General features: G+C 55.4%; 17 protein-coding genes and 1 tRNA gene. 3 read left to right on the top strand and 15 right to left on the bottom strand.

Annotated features, from left to right (window positions below):
* Window positions 1-114: 114 nt before the first annotated feature.
* The 4 genes from DOP62_RS07730 to DOP62_RS07715 are packed head-to-tail and all read right to left on the bottom strand — an operon-like array spanning window position 115 to window position 4,641.
* A complete protein-coding gene (locus tag DOP62_RS07730) occupies window positions 115-1,806 on the bottom strand; it encodes an HD family phosphohydrolase (RefSeq protein ID WP_208675864.1) in 1,692 nt (563 codons plus the stop codon).
* A complete protein-coding gene (locus DOP62_RS07725) occupies window positions 1,785-2,129 on the bottom strand; it encodes a DUF3307 domain-containing protein (protein WP_323368525.1) in 345 nt (114 codons plus the stop codon). Before DOP62_RS07725 ends, DOP62_RS07730 begins: the two co-directional genes overlap by 22 nt.
* Complete coding sequence (locus tag DOP62_RS07720; RefSeq protein WP_208675868.1) at window positions 2,126-4,051, bottom strand: CHASE2 domain-containing protein; 1,926 nt, start codon at window positions 4,049-4,051, stop codon at window positions 2,126-2,128. The genes DOP62_RS07725 and DOP62_RS07720 overlap by 4 nt, the downstream gene beginning before the upstream one ends.
* Complete coding sequence (locus DOP62_RS07715; protein ID WP_261790005.1) at window positions 3,949-4,641, bottom strand: FecR family protein; 693 nt, start codon at window positions 4,639-4,641, stop codon at window positions 3,949-3,951. The genes DOP62_RS07720 and DOP62_RS07715 overlap by 103 nt, the downstream gene beginning before the upstream one ends.
* 137 nt (window positions 4,642-4,778) lie before the next feature.
* On the opposite strand from DOP62_RS07715, the gene proB reads away from it, so the two are divergent.
* Window positions 4,779-5,882 carry a glutamate 5-kinase gene (gene proB / locus DOP62_RS07710; protein ID WP_208675870.1) on the top strand — a complete coding sequence of 368 codons (1,104 nt, stop codon included), beginning with the start codon at window positions 4,779-4,781 and terminating at the stop codon, window positions 5,880-5,882.
* A gap of 13 nt (window positions 5,883-5,895) precedes the next feature.
* Window positions 5,896-7,026, top strand: a complete 1,131-nt coding sequence (locus tag DOP62_RS07705; RefSeq protein ID WP_370538763.1) for a DNA double-strand break repair nuclease NurA — start codon at window positions 5,896-5,898, stop codon at window positions 7,024-7,026.
* On the opposite strand, the gene DOP62_RS07700 is transcribed toward DOP62_RS07705, so the two are convergent.
* From DOP62_RS07700 to alr, 4 genes are all read right to left on the bottom strand, one after another.
* Window positions 7,012-9,624, bottom strand: coding sequence for a DNA polymerase III subunit alpha (locus DOP62_RS07700; protein WP_208675872.1), 2,613 nt, complete (start codon window positions 9,622-9,624; stop codon window positions 7,012-7,014). The two genes, DOP62_RS07705 and DOP62_RS07700, sit on opposite strands and share 15 nt — an antisense overlap.
* A 57-nt stretch (window positions 9,625-9,681) precedes the next feature.
* Entirely contained in the window at window positions 9,682-10,173 is a 492-nt protein-coding gene (locus tag DOP62_RS07695; RefSeq protein WP_208675874.1) for a cupin domain-containing protein, read from the bottom strand.
* 121 nt (window positions 10,174-10,294) lie between these two features.
* A tRNA-Ser gene (locus DOP62_RS07690) sits at window positions 10,295-10,383 on the bottom strand.
* A gap of 38 nt (window positions 10,384-10,421) precedes the next feature.
* Window positions 10,422-11,642: an alanine racemase gene (gene alr, locus DOP62_RS07685; RefSeq protein ID WP_208675876.1), complete on the bottom strand. Its 1,221-nt coding sequence runs from the start codon at window positions 11,640-11,642 to the stop codon at window positions 10,422-10,424.
* A 124-nt stretch (window positions 11,643-11,766) separates the two neighbouring features.
* Between alr and DOP62_RS07680 the strand changes: the two genes are divergently transcribed.
* Window positions 11,767-12,264 carry an HNH endonuclease gene (locus DOP62_RS07680; protein ID WP_208675878.1) on the top strand — a complete coding sequence of 166 codons (498 nt, stop codon included), beginning with the start codon at window positions 11,767-11,769 and terminating at the stop codon, window positions 12,262-12,264.
* A 34-nt stretch (window positions 12,265-12,298) separates the two neighbouring features.
* Here DOP62_RS07680 and prfA read toward each other — a convergent pair whose 3' ends face one another.
* The 7 genes from prfA to DOP62_RS07645 all read right to left on the bottom strand — a co-directional run bounded on the left by prfA (window position 12,299) and on the right by DOP62_RS07645 (window position 16,851).
* On the bottom strand, window positions 12,299-13,405 hold the full coding sequence (gene prfA / locus DOP62_RS07675) for a peptide chain release factor 1 (RefSeq protein ID WP_208675880.1): 1,107 nt from the start codon (window positions 13,403-13,405) through the stop codon (window positions 12,299-12,301).
* A gap of 101 nt (window positions 13,406-13,506) precedes the next feature.
* Window positions 13,507-13,740, bottom strand: coding sequence for a 50S ribosomal protein L31 (gene rpmE, locus DOP62_RS07670; protein WP_208675882.1), 234 nt, complete (start codon window positions 13,738-13,740; stop codon window positions 13,507-13,509).
* 30 nt (window positions 13,741-13,770) lie between these two features.
* A complete protein-coding gene (rpsI, locus tag DOP62_RS07665) occupies window positions 13,771-14,178 on the bottom strand; it encodes a 30S ribosomal protein S9 (protein WP_208675884.1) in 408 nt (135 codons plus the stop codon).
* Entirely contained in the window at window positions 14,178-14,633 is a 456-nt protein-coding gene (gene rplM, locus DOP62_RS07660) for a 50S ribosomal protein L13 (protein WP_208675886.1), read from the bottom strand. Before rplM ends, rpsI begins: the two co-directional genes overlap by 1 nt.
* Window positions 14,634-14,648: 15 nt before the next feature.
* Window positions 14,649-15,533, bottom strand: coding sequence for a tRNA pseudouridine(38-40) synthase TruA (gene truA, locus DOP62_RS07655; RefSeq protein WP_208675888.1), 885 nt, complete (start codon window positions 15,531-15,533; stop codon window positions 14,649-14,651).
* A 2-nt stretch (window positions 15,534-15,535) separates the two neighbouring features.
* Entirely contained in the window at window positions 15,536-15,886 is a 351-nt protein-coding gene (gene rplQ, locus DOP62_RS07650; protein WP_208675890.1) for a 50S ribosomal protein L17, read from the bottom strand.
* 35 nt (window positions 15,887-15,921) lie between these two features.
* Entirely contained in the window at window positions 15,922-16,851 is a 930-nt protein-coding gene (locus DOP62_RS07645; protein ID WP_208675892.1) for a DNA-directed RNA polymerase subunit alpha, read from the bottom strand.
* Window positions 16,852-16,885: the final 34 nt, after the last annotated feature.

The following is a 16,885-nucleotide window of genomic DNA, read 5'->3' as shown; positions in this document are numbered from 1 at the left end:
TTCCTAGGCTCATCAAGAGTTTGAACCAACTTTTCACTGATAGCTATCCAGCCCGCCACAACTGCAAAGTAGGTGATTTTGACAGGTCGTCGATCATCAAGTGAGCCTTGTCTCTTATCCAATCAAAGAGCTTTCCTCGTGCTGAAGCTGATTACCGAGGACTTGGAAGGTTTGCTGCTGCTGAAACAGTTGAACAAGCTGATCATTCAGTTTGCGATCGCGGGCTTCCCATTCCAGAATTTGCAGCGCTTTTTCAATCGGAACACGGCGTTTATAAGGACGATCGCTAGCCGTCAGCGCATCGTAGACGTCCGCAACTGCCATAATTTGCGCCTGCATCGGAATTTGCGCCTGCTCTAACCCGAGGGGATAGCCGCTGCCATCCAAACGCTCGTGGTGGGCATGGGCAATGTGCGGCACCTGCGCCAGCGGCCCCGTCCAAGGAATCTCCTGCAAAAAGGCAAAGGTGTGCTGAACATGCGACTCAATCGCCCGACGTTCCTGCTCAGTCAGACTGCCTTTCGGGATCAGCAGTTTTTCTTGTTCTGCGGGTGTCAGTAGCGATCGCACCTGGCCATCCCAGTCAGTCACCTGCAGCGAAGCCAGCCACTGTAACTCTGCTTCGACTTCCGCCAAGCGATCGCGGTAGGCCGGCGTTGCTAGGATTTGCGGCTGATTGAGATCCTGCAGCAGGGATCCAGCTCGTTGGAGTCGAGCGATCGTCGCTTCAAGGTCAGCCTCGCTGCCCAACTGCTGACACCAAGTACAGTCCGCAGGATGATCGAGTCCGGCCCGTTGGACAGCTTCGGTCAGGGTCGGTGCCAACCAACGACGGGCTTGCTCCAGTTGCAGTTGCTGTTGGAGTAGTTGCAGGCGATAGTGCAGCCCCTGCTGTTCAATTGGGTGCAGCTTCTGAGCCTTGTTCAGGATCGCCTCGGGTACCCCCACTTTGCCAAAGTCGTGGAGCAGGGAGGCATAGTGCAGCTCTTGCAGTTGAGCGCTGCTGAACTGATAGATCGCCAGCGTCCCTTGATCCGTAGTGTGGACTTGCTCGGCGAGCCGAACCGCGAGGCGGGCGACCCTCTCTGAGTGGCCCATCGTGCAGGGATCGCGAGATTCAATAATCTTGATGGCGGCGCGGATAAAGCCCTCAAACAAGTTCTCGATACTGCGCTGCAATAGCGTCCGCTCGATCGCGATCGCCGCTTGACCCGCCAGCGATCGCAACAGGGTGTCTTCGTCAGGGCTATAGGGCTGCGTCTGTTCCGACGCGATCGCCGCCGTCAGCTTCAGACCGGCTTGGCGTTTGCGATTGATCAGCTGCAGCACGCCGATTACGCTGCCGGTCTGATCGAGCATCGGTAGCACCAACATCGAGCAGGTGCGGTAGTTGAAGCGCTGATCAAAACTGGCATTGAAATGAAACGGCTGTTGCCCATCCAAGGCATAGACATCCGCCAAGTTCAGGGTTTCTCCGGTCGTTGCCACATAGCCCGCCAAACTGTGGCGATCGAGGGGCAAAGGGGGCGGAGCTTCGATGGAGCTGGACAGACTGTCGCTCTGGAAGATTTGGAAGCGGAGACAGGGCTGCTGCGGGTCACTGCGATCGACGAGGTACAAGCTGCCGCCGTCGCTACAGGTTAGGTCACGGCTGCTCTGCAAAATCAAGTCGAGTAACTGATCGGGATCTTGGCAAGCAGAGAGCGCAATTCCGATCGCGAGCAATCGCTCCAGTAGGGTGGTCGCAGCACCAACCGCAGCGAGATCAGGAATGAGCGTTGGCTCTACATCGTCTGCAGGAGCCACAACCAGAAGCCCAATTTTGTCAGGAGATGCAGGATTTGGTCCTGCAGGAGCGTCGTGCGGTTTTCACACTTCAGCCAGTCGGCGATCGCATGAATCCCTACTTCAATCATGCCCAGCAAGCCTGAACCAGTCAGAAGGGTGACGATGCCGCCATGAATTAAGGTGTGGGCCGAGAGCCACCAATACCAAGGCACACTTCTCTGCAGTGGCGTCGTCGAATGACGCGATTTTTCCCGCGCCATCGTGTCGGATTGCAGACCGAAATCACCCAAAAAATGGCCAGCAATCAACAGGAATAGCAGCGTTCCACCCTGAGCGATCACGTCCAATTTATCCCTTGTTGCCACGCCTGATAGTCTTGCTGGACTTGACGGGCCAACTGCCCATCACCGCCCCGCTCATCCAAGACAGCATAGGTGAACACTGGCTGCGATCGCCCAGTCACTGGCTGTAATCCCAAGGGCAATACCTCAATGCACTCTTTCACCTGCTCATAGAGCGCTTGGGAAATCACGATGTCGTGCCCCAGCGTCTTGGTCAGTCCCTCCAGACGGGCAGCCACATTGACCGCATCGCCAATCACGGTGTATTCCAGCCGCTCGGGAGCGCCGAGATTGCCCGCCACCACCGTTCCCAGATTCAGGCCAATGCCGTGAAAGAGCAGCGGCAAGCCTTCTGCCGCTAGTTCAGCACGTAAATGGGCCAGCGATCGCCGCATTGCAAGGGCCGCTTGAATCGCTGCTTGGGCTTCGATCGCGGTGCCCCGACTGAGCGGCAGCCCAAACTCCGCCATAATCGCGTCGCCAACAAATTTATCGATCAACCCCTGCGTCGCCAGAATTGGTTGAGCCATCGCCTCAAAGTAGCGGTTGAGCAACGCCACCAAAACGGTTGAGTCAATTTGGCTGGACAACTGCGTAAACCCACGCAGATCCGAGAACAGGATCACCGCTTCGCAACTATGCCCACCGAGCTGATTGGCCACCGCATCTCGCTGCGCCAGAATCGTGCTGAGCAAGGCTGGTGAGACGCGCAGCGCTAAAGCGCGTCGTAGCGATCGCCGTTCCCGTTGGATTTGCCAAGCACTATTGGCACTGTCACTTACTCCCACAAGCAGCGGCACCAGCAACAACGCCGTGGGTGACACCAGCCAAGTTTGTAGAAAAGCCACGAAGCAGGCGAGCAGCACAGCGGCACTACTGCCAAGGAGCCAGATTCCTTTCGCGAGGGGACTCGGACAGCGGCTGATAATGCTGCTCTGCACGGCTGCCACCAGAATCACTAGCAGGGCTAGCCAAGACAACGGCAGCGATCGCAAACCGCGTTGGCTGCGGAGGGTAGCGATCGCATTGGCTTGAATCTCGACGCCGGCCATGCTGGCTGCAAAGGGTGTGGCATGGCGATCGCCCAGGCTGCTGGCACTCGCCCCAATCAAAACATCGCGATCGCGAAAGACGGCGCCTTGCTGCAACGGTCCCTGCCAGAGTTCCGGATCGAACAACGCCCAAAACGGCCAGCGCGGATAGGTTCCCTCGGGGCCGCTGTAGTTGATGCCCAAGGAGAGCGGCGACGGAGCTTGCCCCAGAGCCGCACTAGCAAGGTTGGATAGAGGGGGGCGATCGCGGGCTTGCAGGATTTGCCAGGGTTGAAGCCAGTCTTGACCAGGAATCGCTTGCAGGCTGCCATCGGCTCCAGCAACTAAATTGGCCAAGCCAGAGGGATGCTTATAGATTGGTTGGGCGAGGCTGGCCTGACTGAGTCCGGCGCTGCGATCAACCTGCTCTAGTTCTCCAGCCAGCGTCACGGACGATCCGGCTTGGGCGATCGCATCCGCAAATCGGCGATCATCTTCTGGCCCAAAGCGGCTGGGAGTGGCAAAAACAATATCGAAAATGACTCGTCGCGCCCCGGCGGCTCGCAAACGCTGGAGTGCCAAGGCGTAAATGCGGCGCGGCCAAGGCCAATCTTGAAGATCCACAAGAGGGGAACGAGCCTCTAACTCCGCTGCCGTAAACAACTCACCCAGTCGCAGCGAATCTTCATCGATCACCACGATCGCGATCGCGGGATCCGGTGCTTGGGGGCCCCGCAACCGAAAGGCCGCACTCAATAACACCGCATCCAGCCAGCGACCCGGCTGCGTCAGTGGACTGATTGCCAACGGCGAGAGCAATAACCCCGCGATGGCGATCGCCCCACCCAGCGCCACCGGCAACGGCCAACCCAGCCGACGAGCGATCGCCATGGACTAGGACGGCCCCAGCAGTTGGCGACGAATTTCAGGCAGGGTTTCCATCGGTGTGGCAAAGCCGTTGAGCAGCAAACTCTTCTGGAAACGCTGTTCTGCCGCAGCACTTGGCCGCTGGTGAGCTGGGTTGAAGCACCGGAGGGCAGCTGCACTTCGACCAGCCCTTCCCAACTCAGAATCAAGGTCTGGGTTGCGGTTTGCTCAATGAAGACCGTTGTGCCACGAATAGCCGCTGTCGCTGTCGGGGTGCGGATTTGCAGCGGGCGATCGCGCTGTTGTCCCGGCCCTAGCCAAGCAATAATCTGACCGCGATCGAGCTGGAGTTCAGGCTCAATTTTCAGCAAGGCGTTGCCGCCGAGTCGAAACTGCAGACCATCACTGAGTTGAATTTGGGCTTTGCCAGGACTCTCGGTGCGGATTTGTCCGCCTTGAATGACGACAGTCCCTTCAGAAGCCGGTTGCTCTGCTTGATTGGGCTGGCTGGCAAAGACGGGTGACGTTGCGACTTCTTGAATTTCAGCCTGAAGCTGCTGCGTGGGCGTGCAAGCTGTGAGCACCACACTCGCCACTGCGATCGCCCGCCACATAGGGATGACTCCATTTCAGTCCTGCCCTAAGCTGCCCCAAGTTTCGGGAAACAGCAAGCCACCAGCCGAGTGATTGTCATCGCTTGCAACCCCCCAGAGGCAAGATACTAGAGACGTTCTTCCGGTCTGTGGCTCCCATGTCCGAGACCCTTGTGGTCAAAATTGGCACCAGCAGTCTGACCAATCCCCACCATCCGGGCTTGGCGCTCTCGACGATTGCGGGGCTCGTTGAAGTGATTTGCCAACTGCGCCGGCAGGGCTACAACGTCGTTTTGGTCTCCTCGGGAGCTGTGGGAGTTGGCTGCACCCGCCTTGGGCTGCGCGATCGCCCCAGCCGAATTGCCCAACGCCAAGCGATCGCAGCGGTCGGGCAAGGTCGCTTGATGCGTACCTACGACGATCTGTTTACGACCTTGGGGCAGCCGATCGCGCAAGTCCTGCTGACGCGGGGGGATCTGGCGCAACGGCAACGCTATATCAACGCCTATCAGACCTTTCAGGAACTGTTTGACTTGGGTGTCGTGCCAATCGTCAACGAGAACGACACAGTCGCCGTCGAAGAACTGAAATTTGGCGACAATGACACGCTGTCGGCCTTGGTCGCCAGCCTCGTCGAAGCACAATGGCTGTTTCTTTTGACCGATGTCGATCGCCTGTATACGGCTGATCCGCGCCAAGATCCGAGTGCCCAGCCAATCACGATCGTTCGCGACATCTCCGAGCTGGAATCGATTCAAGCGGGTGGGCAGGGCAGCCGTTGGGGCACGGGCGGCATGGCCACGAAATTGACGGCGGCAAAGATTGCCACCCAAGCCAGCGTTCGTACCGTGATCACCCAAGGGCGATCGCCCGACAATCTGCTGAAAATCTTGGCTGGCGAGGCGATCGGGACTTGGTTTGAGCCGCAACCCGCCACTGTGAATGCCCGCAAACGCTGGATTGCCCATGGTCTCGTGCCGACTGGCAAACTATTGCTGGATGCCGGTGCAGTGCAAGCGATTCAATCGGGTGGAAAGTCGCTTTTGGCTGCTGGGATTCAGGCGATCGAAGGTGAATTTGAGGCCCAAGATGCGGTCCAGCTCTGTGATCTCAACGGCACTGAAATTGCTCGAGGATTAGTCAACTATGACAGTCAAGAACTACAGCAAATCCGTGGCTGTCAAAGTGATCAAATTATTCAAATCCTAGGCTACGAAGGTGCAGAAACGATCGTCCATCGTGACAACTTAGTTTTAAGCTAATCAGGCTGATTCAATGCCCACTCGTGCCAGTGAAATTCGGCGTTTGCTCGAGAGTAAACGGCATCAGTTTAATCGCGCAGACGACCAGTTTCAAAGCTTGCTGCAGCTCTATCGAGATGCCTTTCGGCAGTTGGTAAGGCTGCCTGATAGCTGGACTGATGGTCATCTTTTGGATCTGCCGCTCAGTCTTGATGGAAGTCTTTGGCGCTTCCCTGAACGTTGGCCCCATCGAGAAGCCAGTCTTGATTGGGTGCGATCGCAAATTCAGGGCGTCACCACATTTGCCGTCGATGGATCGCAGATTTATCCCAGCAAAGATTTCTCACTGCCGATCGCCCTGGTTCAAATCGCTTGGTTTGAGAACCCTCACCAACTGAATCAGCCCTACACCAAAGATATTGCGGTCGATCTACTGGCCCCTGCAGACTTTCAGGATCTATCGCCAGAAAACTTCGACCGACTGGTCAATATGCGTCGCTTCCAGATGGAGACAGAACGCCTTGTTCAGTTTCTCGAGAGTCACGCAGGTCAGCCTAACTGCTGTGCTTTTTTAGATGGTTCCTTGGTGGCAACCTTTGCTGAAGCATTTGAGGCGGAAACCCAGCAAGTTTACATCGATTGTTTAGTCCGGCTTCTCCGAGCCAGTGAGAACAGTCGCGTTCCCCTCATCGCTTATATCGACACTTCTTCAGCAAAAGACTTAGCCGAATTACTGCAGGATTGGTTTGAGGAGCTACCCGAGCCGCGATCGCTCGTCGATGCTCAAATTGTGGCGCAGGGATTACGCTGGGGCGATCGCACACCCCTGCTACGCTGCCGCAGAAGTATTCTCAAAGTCTATGCAGAACAGGGCGATCGCTTGGCCTATTGCTATCTCAAAACCCACGATGGCAATCCTGTTCGGATTGAATTGCCCTTGTGGCTAGTGGAATCTGGACGACATGAGACGGTGCTGAACTGGCTGCGCGCTGAAGTGATTGCAGGCGGAGGCTATCCCTACGCGATCGAAACCGCGGATCAAGCGGCTGTTCTTCGCAGCGACGACCGCCAATTGTTCTATCGTCTCTTGCAGGAATGGTGTGAGCAAGAAGGCTTGAATCTCAGCCTCTCGCGCAAGTTAGTCAGCAAGTTACGCCGTCGCTAACGGGGATGGTTGGGCGATCGCCAGCAATGGTATTGGAATCTGCTTCAGTTCGAGTGATTGTTCGAAGATCTCATCCAGCGATCGCATCTCACCTGCTGCAGTCATAAAGCGGTGGTCAGCGGTTGCTCGAATCACGCGACCATCACTGAGTTCATACTCAAAGACTTCCTGCTGACCGCGTTGGTGCCACTGCCCAATCGGCTGACTGTAGATATAACCATCAGGATTACAACAGTAGACTTGGCAACGAATATTTTCTTCGACCAACTTTCCAATCGCGATCGGGCCGTATTCAACAGTGAGAATTTCTGTCTCCGCTCCTAGGCAATATTCTGCGAACAGCACCATCTGATCGAAGAGTTCAGCTGCGACTTTTTCAGCGACACCATTCTTCTTCGCACCTTCCACAAAGGTGCTTTGGTGTTTAACCATCTCCGACATTTTTTTCTTGCCCATGGCCCGCCGGAGTAAGTCAGCTTCTCCGAGTGTGTAGCCACCCATGTCTTGGGCAATTTTCATAATTTGTTCCTGATAAACCATGATTCCGTAGGTTTCATTCAGGATGGGCTGAAGCATCTGATCGGCATAGTCGATCGCTTCTCGACCATGCTTACGGTTAATAAATTTAGGAATCAGTCCAGCATCTAAAGGACCCGGACGATAGAGCGCCAAGATTGAAGAAATATCTTCGAGGTTAGATGGCTTCAGATCGCGGACAATTTGCCGCATCCCCGAAGATTCCAGCTGGAAAACGCCTTCCAGATCGCCTTTTGCCAGTAACTGATAGGTTTTGGGATCATCCATTGGTAAGCGATCGGGATCAATGGCTTGACCACTCGTCTCTTGAACTAAATCGATCGCCTTCTGGATCATCGTGAGGTTCTTGAGGCCCAAGAAATCCATCTTCAAAAGGCCACAGGCTTCAATATCCTCCATGTAGTACTGGGTAATGACTTGGCCATCATTGTTGCGTTGGAGCGGCACGATTTCGTCGAGTGGGACTGCTGAAATCACGACACCCGCAGCATGGACGCCAAAGGTTTTGTTTGTCCCCTCAATCCGAATTGCCATATCCACCCAGTGCTTCACCCTGGGATCTTTCTCATATTTTTCTTTGAATTCTGGCGCGGGGGTTTGCTCAGAAATCATCACTTTGAGCTTGGCAGGCTTACCCCGTGCGACAGGGATTAACTTCGCCATGCGATCGGCTTCGCCGTAGGGTATATCCAGCACGCGCGCTACATCCTTCAGTACCGCCTTGGAGGTCATACGGTTAAAGGTGATAATCTGAGCGACCCGATCTTCGCCGTATTTTTCAGTCACATAGTCAATAACTTTATCCCGTTGATCAATACAGAAGTCCGTATCAACATCTGGCATCGACTTCCGTTCGGGATTAAGAAAACGCTCAAACAGCAAGCCGTGGTGAACGGGATCAATATTGGTGATTCCCATACAGTAGGCAACCAGTGAGCCAGCGGCAGAACCCCGACCTGGCCCTACGGGAATATTGTTATCACGGGCAAATTTAATGTAGTCCCAAACAACTAAGAAATAGGCAGCAAAACCCATTTCATGCATCATTTTGATTTCGTACTCTAAGCGATCGCGATAAACTTCTTCGCAGTCTTCATAGCGATCGCAGTTTAAGCGTTGAGCCAAACCTTGACGGGCCACTTCCGCCATATAAGTTTCTTCGTTGTAGCCCTCAGGGACAGGGAATGTCGGGATCTTGGGCTCACCCAAGATGTTGTAGTCTTCGATCTTGCTGGCGATCACAAGGGTATTAGCGATCGCTTTGGCAATCACATCATCCGGCAGGTGATCGCGGAACAGCTGATGCATTTCCTCAGCAGATTTGAGATATTCCGTACCGCTGTAGCGCAGCCGTTTATCTTCGACGACCAGTTTGCCCGTTTGGATACAAAGCAAGGCATCATGCGCTTCGACATCAAAACAGGAAATGAAGTGACTGTCGTTTGTGGCAACCAGCTCAATGCTAAGTTCTTGAGCAATTCGAACAATCTCAACATTGACAATCCGATCTTCTGGTGAGCCGTGATCTTGGATTTCTAGATAAAAGTCTTCGCCAAAGCGTTCTTGATACCAAGCGGCGACCCGTCGAGCCACATCAGGGCGCCCCTGCAAAATTGCTTGGGGAATCTCGCCGCCCAAGCAAGCACTGGTAATGATTAAGCCTTCTCGGTATTTTTCGAGATGTTCTTTATCAATACAGGGACGGGCAAAAATTCCTCGTCCTTTAAACCCTTGAAGATGGGAAATAGAAGTGAGCTTAACAAGATTTTGATAGCCTTTTTTATTCTTGGCTAAAACAATCTGGTGATATTTGCGAACGCGGGGATTGGGATCATCAATCGGGCTATTGATGACATACATTTCGTTGCCGATGATCGGCCGAATGCCACCTTGATTTTTACAAACCTTGAGCAGTTCGACCGCACCATACATCACACCGTGATCCGTTAGGGCAATCGCGGGCATTCCCAGCTCTTTGGCCCGTGCCACCAAATCCGGTAGCTGACTCGCCCCATCCAGCAGGCTGTAGTCGCTGTGCATGTGCAGGCCAACAAAAGACATGGAAGCAGTCAAATCAAAAGGGCTGTTCCAGCATCCTATCCGACTGGTTGAGTGCAGTTAGGCGATCGCGGCGGTCACTCTGGCTGGGGATGGGATCCGTGGAATCGTGCGTAACTGCTGCAGCACAGCCAGATCGGACTCATCGAGGCGATCGGGCACCCCAGCGCGAATCAGCTCAATGAAAGCCTCATTGGGGATCATCAGCGTCAACACGTAGAGGCGTTGATCCTCATGGGTATTGCGAATCTCGTGCAGACCCGTTGCGGGAATCAGCAGCATGTCACCCGCCGCGATCGCGGTGCGTTTGCCATCGCAGTAGGCTTCGCCTTCACCCGCAATCACATAGAAAAATTCGATCGCTCGGCCATGGAGATTCGGGGGCGTCGCTCCGCCCGGATCAAAAATCTCAAAGCAGGCAACCAAGGAGACTCCTGCCTGTTCTGGGTCGAACAAGATAGCAAAGCGGTTACTCCCCTGCGGACAGAGGCGATAGACCGGCAAGGTTGCTGGTGAGGCAATTTGGGGAAGGACGCAGCAGTTGCCACTCATGCAGGTTTTAGCCCAGTGCTGCCTCTAGGCTAGAAACCCCGATCGCGATCGCTGGCTTGCATAACAAAACTGCAATCTTTGCGATCGCAGACTGTCATTAATGACAAGGTGATTCATTCAACGGAGAGAGAGGGATTCGAACCCTCGGAGCCGCGTACACGACTCGGCACATTAGCAATGTGCTGCTTTCGACCACTCAGCCATCTCTCCAAGCGGTTTCGCTATCGTAGCAGAACTTCCACGCCGCGTTAAGACCTGACACTGACTTGATTGGATGGCCAATCTGTAGCGACCGCAAAGCGCGGCAGTCGATCTTTAAAGCCACAGAGAATTTCCCAGCTAATCGTGTTGGCGCGCTCGGCCCAATCCTCGGCGGTGATCTGTTCTGATCCCGATCGCCCCAGCAGGGTGACAACATCTCCCGGTGCCAATTGGGGCATGGCCGAAATGTCGATCATCATCTGATCCATGGTGATCGCCCCAATTTGCGGTAGTCGCTGCCCGCGGTAGAGCACGTTTATCTGATTGGAGAGGGTACGGGGTACGCCATCGGCATAACCGATCCCGACGACTGCGATGGGAGTTTCGCGCTGGGTGACGTAGCGATGGCCGTAGCTAACGCCTTGGCCTGCGGGCAGGGTCGTGACGTGCGTCACCCGTGCTTTCACCGATAGCGCAGGATACAACGACAGGCGATCGCTGAGGTGCGGGGCCGGGTAAAGACCATACAGCGCTAGCCCGACACGGACTTGGTCATAGTGGAGACTGCGATCGAGCAGGGCTGCCGCAGAGTTGGCAATGTGAAGCTTAGGAACTGGCAATCCTGCGGCTCGGATTTGGGCGATCGCCTGCCTAAAAGCAGCATGTTGTTGCTGCAATGGCGCTAGGTCTGGACTATCTGCTGTCGCAAAATGCGAGTACAAACTAGCCGGCTGAAGAGCCGGTAGGCTGTGAACGAGCTGTAAAAACTCCAGTGCGGTTTGCCAAGGCGCTCCCAACCGAGCCATGCCCGTGTCCAACTTGAGGTGAACAGGCAATGACTGGCCCAAACGTTCCAACACTTCAGCGCAGATCAAAGCCTGTTTGGGAGTGCTGAGACTGGGTTGAATCTGCCACTGGGCGATCGCCTGCACCTCATCAGGGCTATGGATTGACCCCAGCAGCAGGATCGGCGCGGTGATCCCGGCTTCTCGTAGTCGCACGCCTTCGGGGATGGTGGCAACACCAAGCGCTGTGGCTCCGGCGCCTAAAACCGTACTGGCGATCGCAACTGCGCCATGACCATAGGCATCTGCTTTCACAACTGCCATCAATTCACAGTTGGGTGCGAGGAGCTGGCGGACCTGACGGGTGTTAGCAGCGATCGCTCCCTGATCGATTTCGACCCAAGCACGCTGATAGGAAAGTTGTTCTAACCGTCGCGTTGGCCAACGGTGAGTATGTTGGGGATCAATGGGTTTCACAGTCACTCACCACCACAGCTACCTTGCATCCTAATCGCTTCCAAACACTGAGCAGACCCTAGGGTGCCGAAGCCTTTCTGAAGGTTGTGTTACCATCTGGGCAAACTTTTGAAAAGCCCATTCAAGCCCTATGGGCAAGGTTTTAGTGCTCAACGCTTCCTACGAGCCACTCAACATTACGAGCTGGCGGCGAGCGGTGATCTTGCTTTTGAAAGATAAGGCTGAAAGCTTAGAGCACAACGGTCGAATGATCCTGCCCGATCTTCCACTCCCCACAGTGATTCGACTGCGTCAATACATCCGCATTCCCTACAACGAAATCCCACTGACCCGTCGTAATGTCCTGCATCGTGATGGCCATTCCTGTCAGTATTGCGGCTATCACGGCGAGAATTTAACCCTTGATCACATCGTGCCGCGATCGAGGGGGGGAGCCGATACCTGGGAGAACGTGATTACGGCCTGCATGCGCTGTAACGTTCACAAGGGCAATCGCACTCCCAAGGAAGCGGGAATGCCCCTGATGAGTACCCCTCGCCAACCAGTCAGCAGTCTTTACTTTGAGATCTCTCGCTACCTCAACCAAGGCAGTCATCAAGAGTGGCGCAAGTATGTCATTGGTGCTTAGTTGAGTGATTCACGCACTCAACTGGCGACTAGGCCTAGACCTTCGCGACTTCTTGATCTTGGGCGAGCTGGGCAAGCTGCTCGGTTTGATCCTTGCTAATGCAAGCCTGGATTACCTCGTCGATCTCACCTTCTAGCACTGAAGTCAGAGTAAAGTTCAAGCCCAGACGGTGATCCGTAGCGCGATTATCTTTGTAGTTGTAAGTGCGAATTTTCTCCGATCGCGAACCGGTTCCCACCTGCGATCGCCGCAGCGAAGTCACGGCTTCCTGTTGCTCTTGCAGCTTCAGTTCGTAGAGTTTGGCCCGCAAAATCTGCATCGCGCGTTCACGGTTTTGCAGCTGCGATCGCTCTTCAGTGCAGAAAATACGGATCCCCGTCGGTTTGTGGAACAGGTCAACCGCCGTTTCAACCTTGTTGACGTTCTGACCACCAGCCCCGCCCGATCGCGCCGTTGTTAGCTCAATATCCTTGGGATCGATTGAGACTTCCACTTCATCAACTTCAGGCATGATTGCCACAGTTGCCGTCGAGGTATGGACACGGCCACCCGCTTCCGTCGCCGGTACACGCTGCACGCGGTGCACGCCCGCTTCAAATTTCAGCTTGCTATAGACGGATTCACCTTGGATTTCCAGAATCGCTTCTTTGTAGCCGCCTAATTCCGCAGTCGATTCGCTCAGCAGTTTGACGCGCCAGCCCTGGGACTCGGCATAGCGGCTATACATCCGCAGCAGATCACCTGCCCAGAGACCGGCTTCATCACCGCCAGTACCTGCTCGGATCTCCAGCATGATGTTCTTGTCATCGTTGGGGTCGCGCGGCAAGAGCAGGATTTTGAGGCGTTCTTCCAAACTGGAAAGTTGCTCTTCTAGCTCATTGACTTCCAGCGCTGCCATCTCGCGCAGCTCCGGATCGCCGCTGCTTTCCCGCAGAATTTCCCGCGCTCCGCGCAGTTCCGCATCCCGCCGTTGCCATTCCTCGTAGGTGGTAACCAGTTCCTCCATTGAGGAGCGCATCCGTGCCACCCGTTGAAACTCACGGGGATCTGTCGCAATTTCCGGATCGGCCAGCCGACGGGTCAAATCCTGAAAGGTCTGCTCCACCGATTGCAGCTTTTCAATGAGGTAAGACTCAGCCATGGCAGCCACACAGAGACAAAAACAAGTAGGTGCAGCGATCGCGCACCCTCACTAAAACAAAGGAAGCCCCAATTTGGGGCTTCCCATTACACGGACAGAATTTAGGCTTCGCTCTTGGCTTGGTCGCCTTCGAGCATGCCGTATTTGCGCAGGAAGCGCTCGACCCGACCTTCGGTGTCAATAATCTTCTGCGTGCCGGTGTAGAAGGGGTGATTACCCGACCAAACATCGACGTGGAGCTCGGGTTGGGTTGAGCCCACGGTCATCACCTCTTCGCCGTTGCAGAAGACCTTGGCTTCGGGGTACCACTCCGGATGGATATCAGCTTTAGGCATCGTGTAGACCTCACGAACAAGGATAAAAAATTAGCGTTTGGAGAACTGAGGTGCTTTCCGAGCTTTTTTGAGACCGTATTTCTTCCGCTCTTTGCGGCGAGGGTCACGGCTCAGGAAGCCTTCAACTTTCAGGGGCTTGCGGTTCTCGGGGGCCAGTTCGCACAGGGCGCGTGCCACACCCAAACGAATCGCGTCAGCTTGCCCGGTCAGACCACCACCATGGACGTTAGCCAGGATGTCGTAATCGCCTTCCAAGCCCAGCGTTTCCAAGGGCAAACGGGTGGCGTTCAGATAAGCCGGGTTGTAGTTGAGGTAGTTATCACCCTCGCGGCCATTGATGATCAACTTGCCGCTACCGGGCACCAAGCGAACCCGAGCAACTGCCGTTTTACGACGGCCGGTGCCCCAGTAAACAACGCGTCCAGAAGAGTCCGTCATTAGTTGTCATCTCCAGCAAAGGTTTGGATGCTCAAGACCTCAGGTTTTTGCGCCTGATGGGGGTGTTCTGCACCGCGATAGACCTTGAGCTTAGTAAAGAGTTGGCGACCGAGAGCATTTTTCGGCAGCATCCCTTTGACGGCTTGCTCGATGATGCGCTCAGGCAGTCGTTGCTGCAGGTGAGCGAAGGTTTCAACCTTCATGCCGCCCGGACGACCCGAGTGACGACGGTAGAGCTTTTGGGACGCTTTACGACCGGTCACCGTCACTTTGTCAGCGTTGATCACGATGACAAAGTCGCCCGTATCCATGTGGGGGGTGTAGGTCGGTTTGTGTTTGCCGCGTAGAACACGGGCAATTTCCGTAGCTAGACGACCGAGACGCTGATCGGCCGCATCCACCACGTACCAGTTGCGCTCAATCGCGCCTTGGCTTGGGAGGTAGGTTTTGTTCATGGGGAGAGACTCGGATTAACCAAGGGAAACCGCGCACGGACTCAGAACTTCTGAATCGTTGCGGGATGCGGGGAGCACGAACAGCGGCTGGGTATCAAACCATGCGTCTACCGGAAACGGGGAGTCCGGATAGCCAATGCGCAGCAGGCAAAGTCCTTGGGGAGGAGCAGCATGCCTCACGCGATCGCGGCGCTGATTGACCCAGATGTCCGTGAACGACTCTAGGGAGTGACTGCCTTCCCCAACTTGCACCAGCAAGCCGACGAGGAGGCGAATCATGCCGTAGAGGAAACCGCTGGCCTGAACTTCGATCTCAATTAAGGAGTCCCGACGCCGGGCCCAAGCTTCTTGAACATGAACCCAAGCATGCTGTCGTTTTGAACCCGATCGCTGAAAAGCAGCGAGGTGGTGATGTCCCACAAGGGTTTGAAGGGCAGCCTGCATTCGGTGCTCGCAGAGTGGCGCTTGGTAGTAGTGCCACACATAGGAGTTCAAAAACAGGTTTGGACAGGAATCCGTGTAGATCGTGTAACGGTAGCGGCGATAGCTTGCGCTGAAGCGCGCATGCCAGTTGGCAGGAACCGTAGCGGCAGCCCGAATGTTGAGATCCGGGGCGAGACGTCCATTCAAAACCGCAGGCCAGCGATGGGCTGGGATCGGGCTGGTGGTCTCGAAGTGCGCTACTTGAGCGGCAGCGTGGACACCGGTATCGGTTCGGCCAGCAGACTGAACAGAAACAGGATGGCCCACGATCGCTGCGATCGCAGCTTCTAGCTCGCCCTGCACGGAACGCTGGCGCGGTTGACGCTGCCAGCCGCAGAAGCCTTGACCCAAGTACTGAATCACCAGCGCAATGCGCTGCAGTTCAGGCTCTTGAGCGGGTTCTTCTGCGAGCGCCATCACTAAGTCAACTCAATGATGGCCATTTCAGCATTGTCACCACGGCGACGAACAGTCCGCAAGATGCGGGTGTAGCCACCTTGGCGCTGAGCATAACGCTCAGGTGCTTGTTCAAACAGCAGGTGAACTAGCTGTTTATCATAGAGATAGCCCAAGGCCTGGCGACGTGCAGCCAAGCTGCCGTCTTTAGCCAAGGTGACCATCCGCTCAACTTCAGAGCGGACCGCTTTGGCACGAGCCTTGGTGGTCGTAACCGTACCGTTCCGAATGATTTCGGTGGTCAGAGAGCGCAACAGAGCTTTGCGCTGGTCAGCTGGGCGGCCCAGCTGGGGGACATTACAACGATGACGCATGGGAGAAACCGTGTTCGCAAAACAGACGGACAGACTCAGGAAACTTTCGATTCCTGAAGCTTAATGCCGATGCGCTCGAGAGCCTCGACCACCTCTTCAGCCGACTTCTGGCCAAAGTTCTTGATCTCCAACAGATCTTCGTAGGTGTAGCTCAGCAAGTCAGCAACGGAGTTCACTTGCGCCCGCTTCAGGCAGTTGTAAGCCCGAACCGAAAGTTGCAGATCTTCGATCGGCGTTTGGCTTTCGGGAGTGGGCTCAGGATCAACAGTATGGGTGCTGCCGACACTGACGTTTTTCAACGGCTCAAACAGCGCAACCAAGCAAGAAGCCGCTTGGCTCAGGGCTTCTTGGGGCGAGATGCTGCCATTGGTCCAAACCTCAAGGACGAGGCGATCAATGGCGGTGGATTCCCCGACACGCGCATCTTCAACGCTGTAGTTCACCCGGCGAACCGGCATGAACACAGCATCCAGCTGCAAAAAGTCTAGGGCGGTCGTTTCGTCATGGCTGCGATCGATGGCACGGTAGCCCGTTCCCCACTCCACTTTCAGCTCCATCTCCAAGGTGGCACCTTCAGAGAGCGAAGCAATGTAGTGGTTAGGGTTGATGACTTCAACTTCGGGGCCAAAGTCCACATCAGCAGCCGTAACGGTTGCCGGACCCACTACCCGCAGCCGACCAATCTGGGGCTGAGGACTGTGGGCATGCACAACCAACTCACGGACGTTGAGCAAGATGTCGAGGACATCTTCACGAACGCCAGGGATGGTCGCGAATTCGTGGTTGACACCACCAATCCGAACAGCTGTGACGGCTGTTCCTTCTAGGTTGGAGAGCAACACACGCCGGAGCGCATTGCCAACCGTTGTGCCTTGTCCACGAGCCAGAGGCTCGATGGAAAAGCGGCCATATTGCCCTTGGTCGGCTTCAGTGCGGCTCTCGACGCATTCGACTTGAAATGTCACAGGGGTTCCTCGGGGATCTCGAAATGCAGACGGA

This window comes from Synechococcus elongatus PCC 11801, from assembly GCF_003846445.2.
GTDB lineage: Bacteria > Cyanobacteriota > Cyanobacteriia > Synechococcales > Synechococcaceae > Synechococcus > Synechococcus elongatus_A.
The sequence above is the reverse complement of the archived record's forward strand: the minus strand, read 5'-3'. Positions and strand labels throughout refer to the sequence as shown.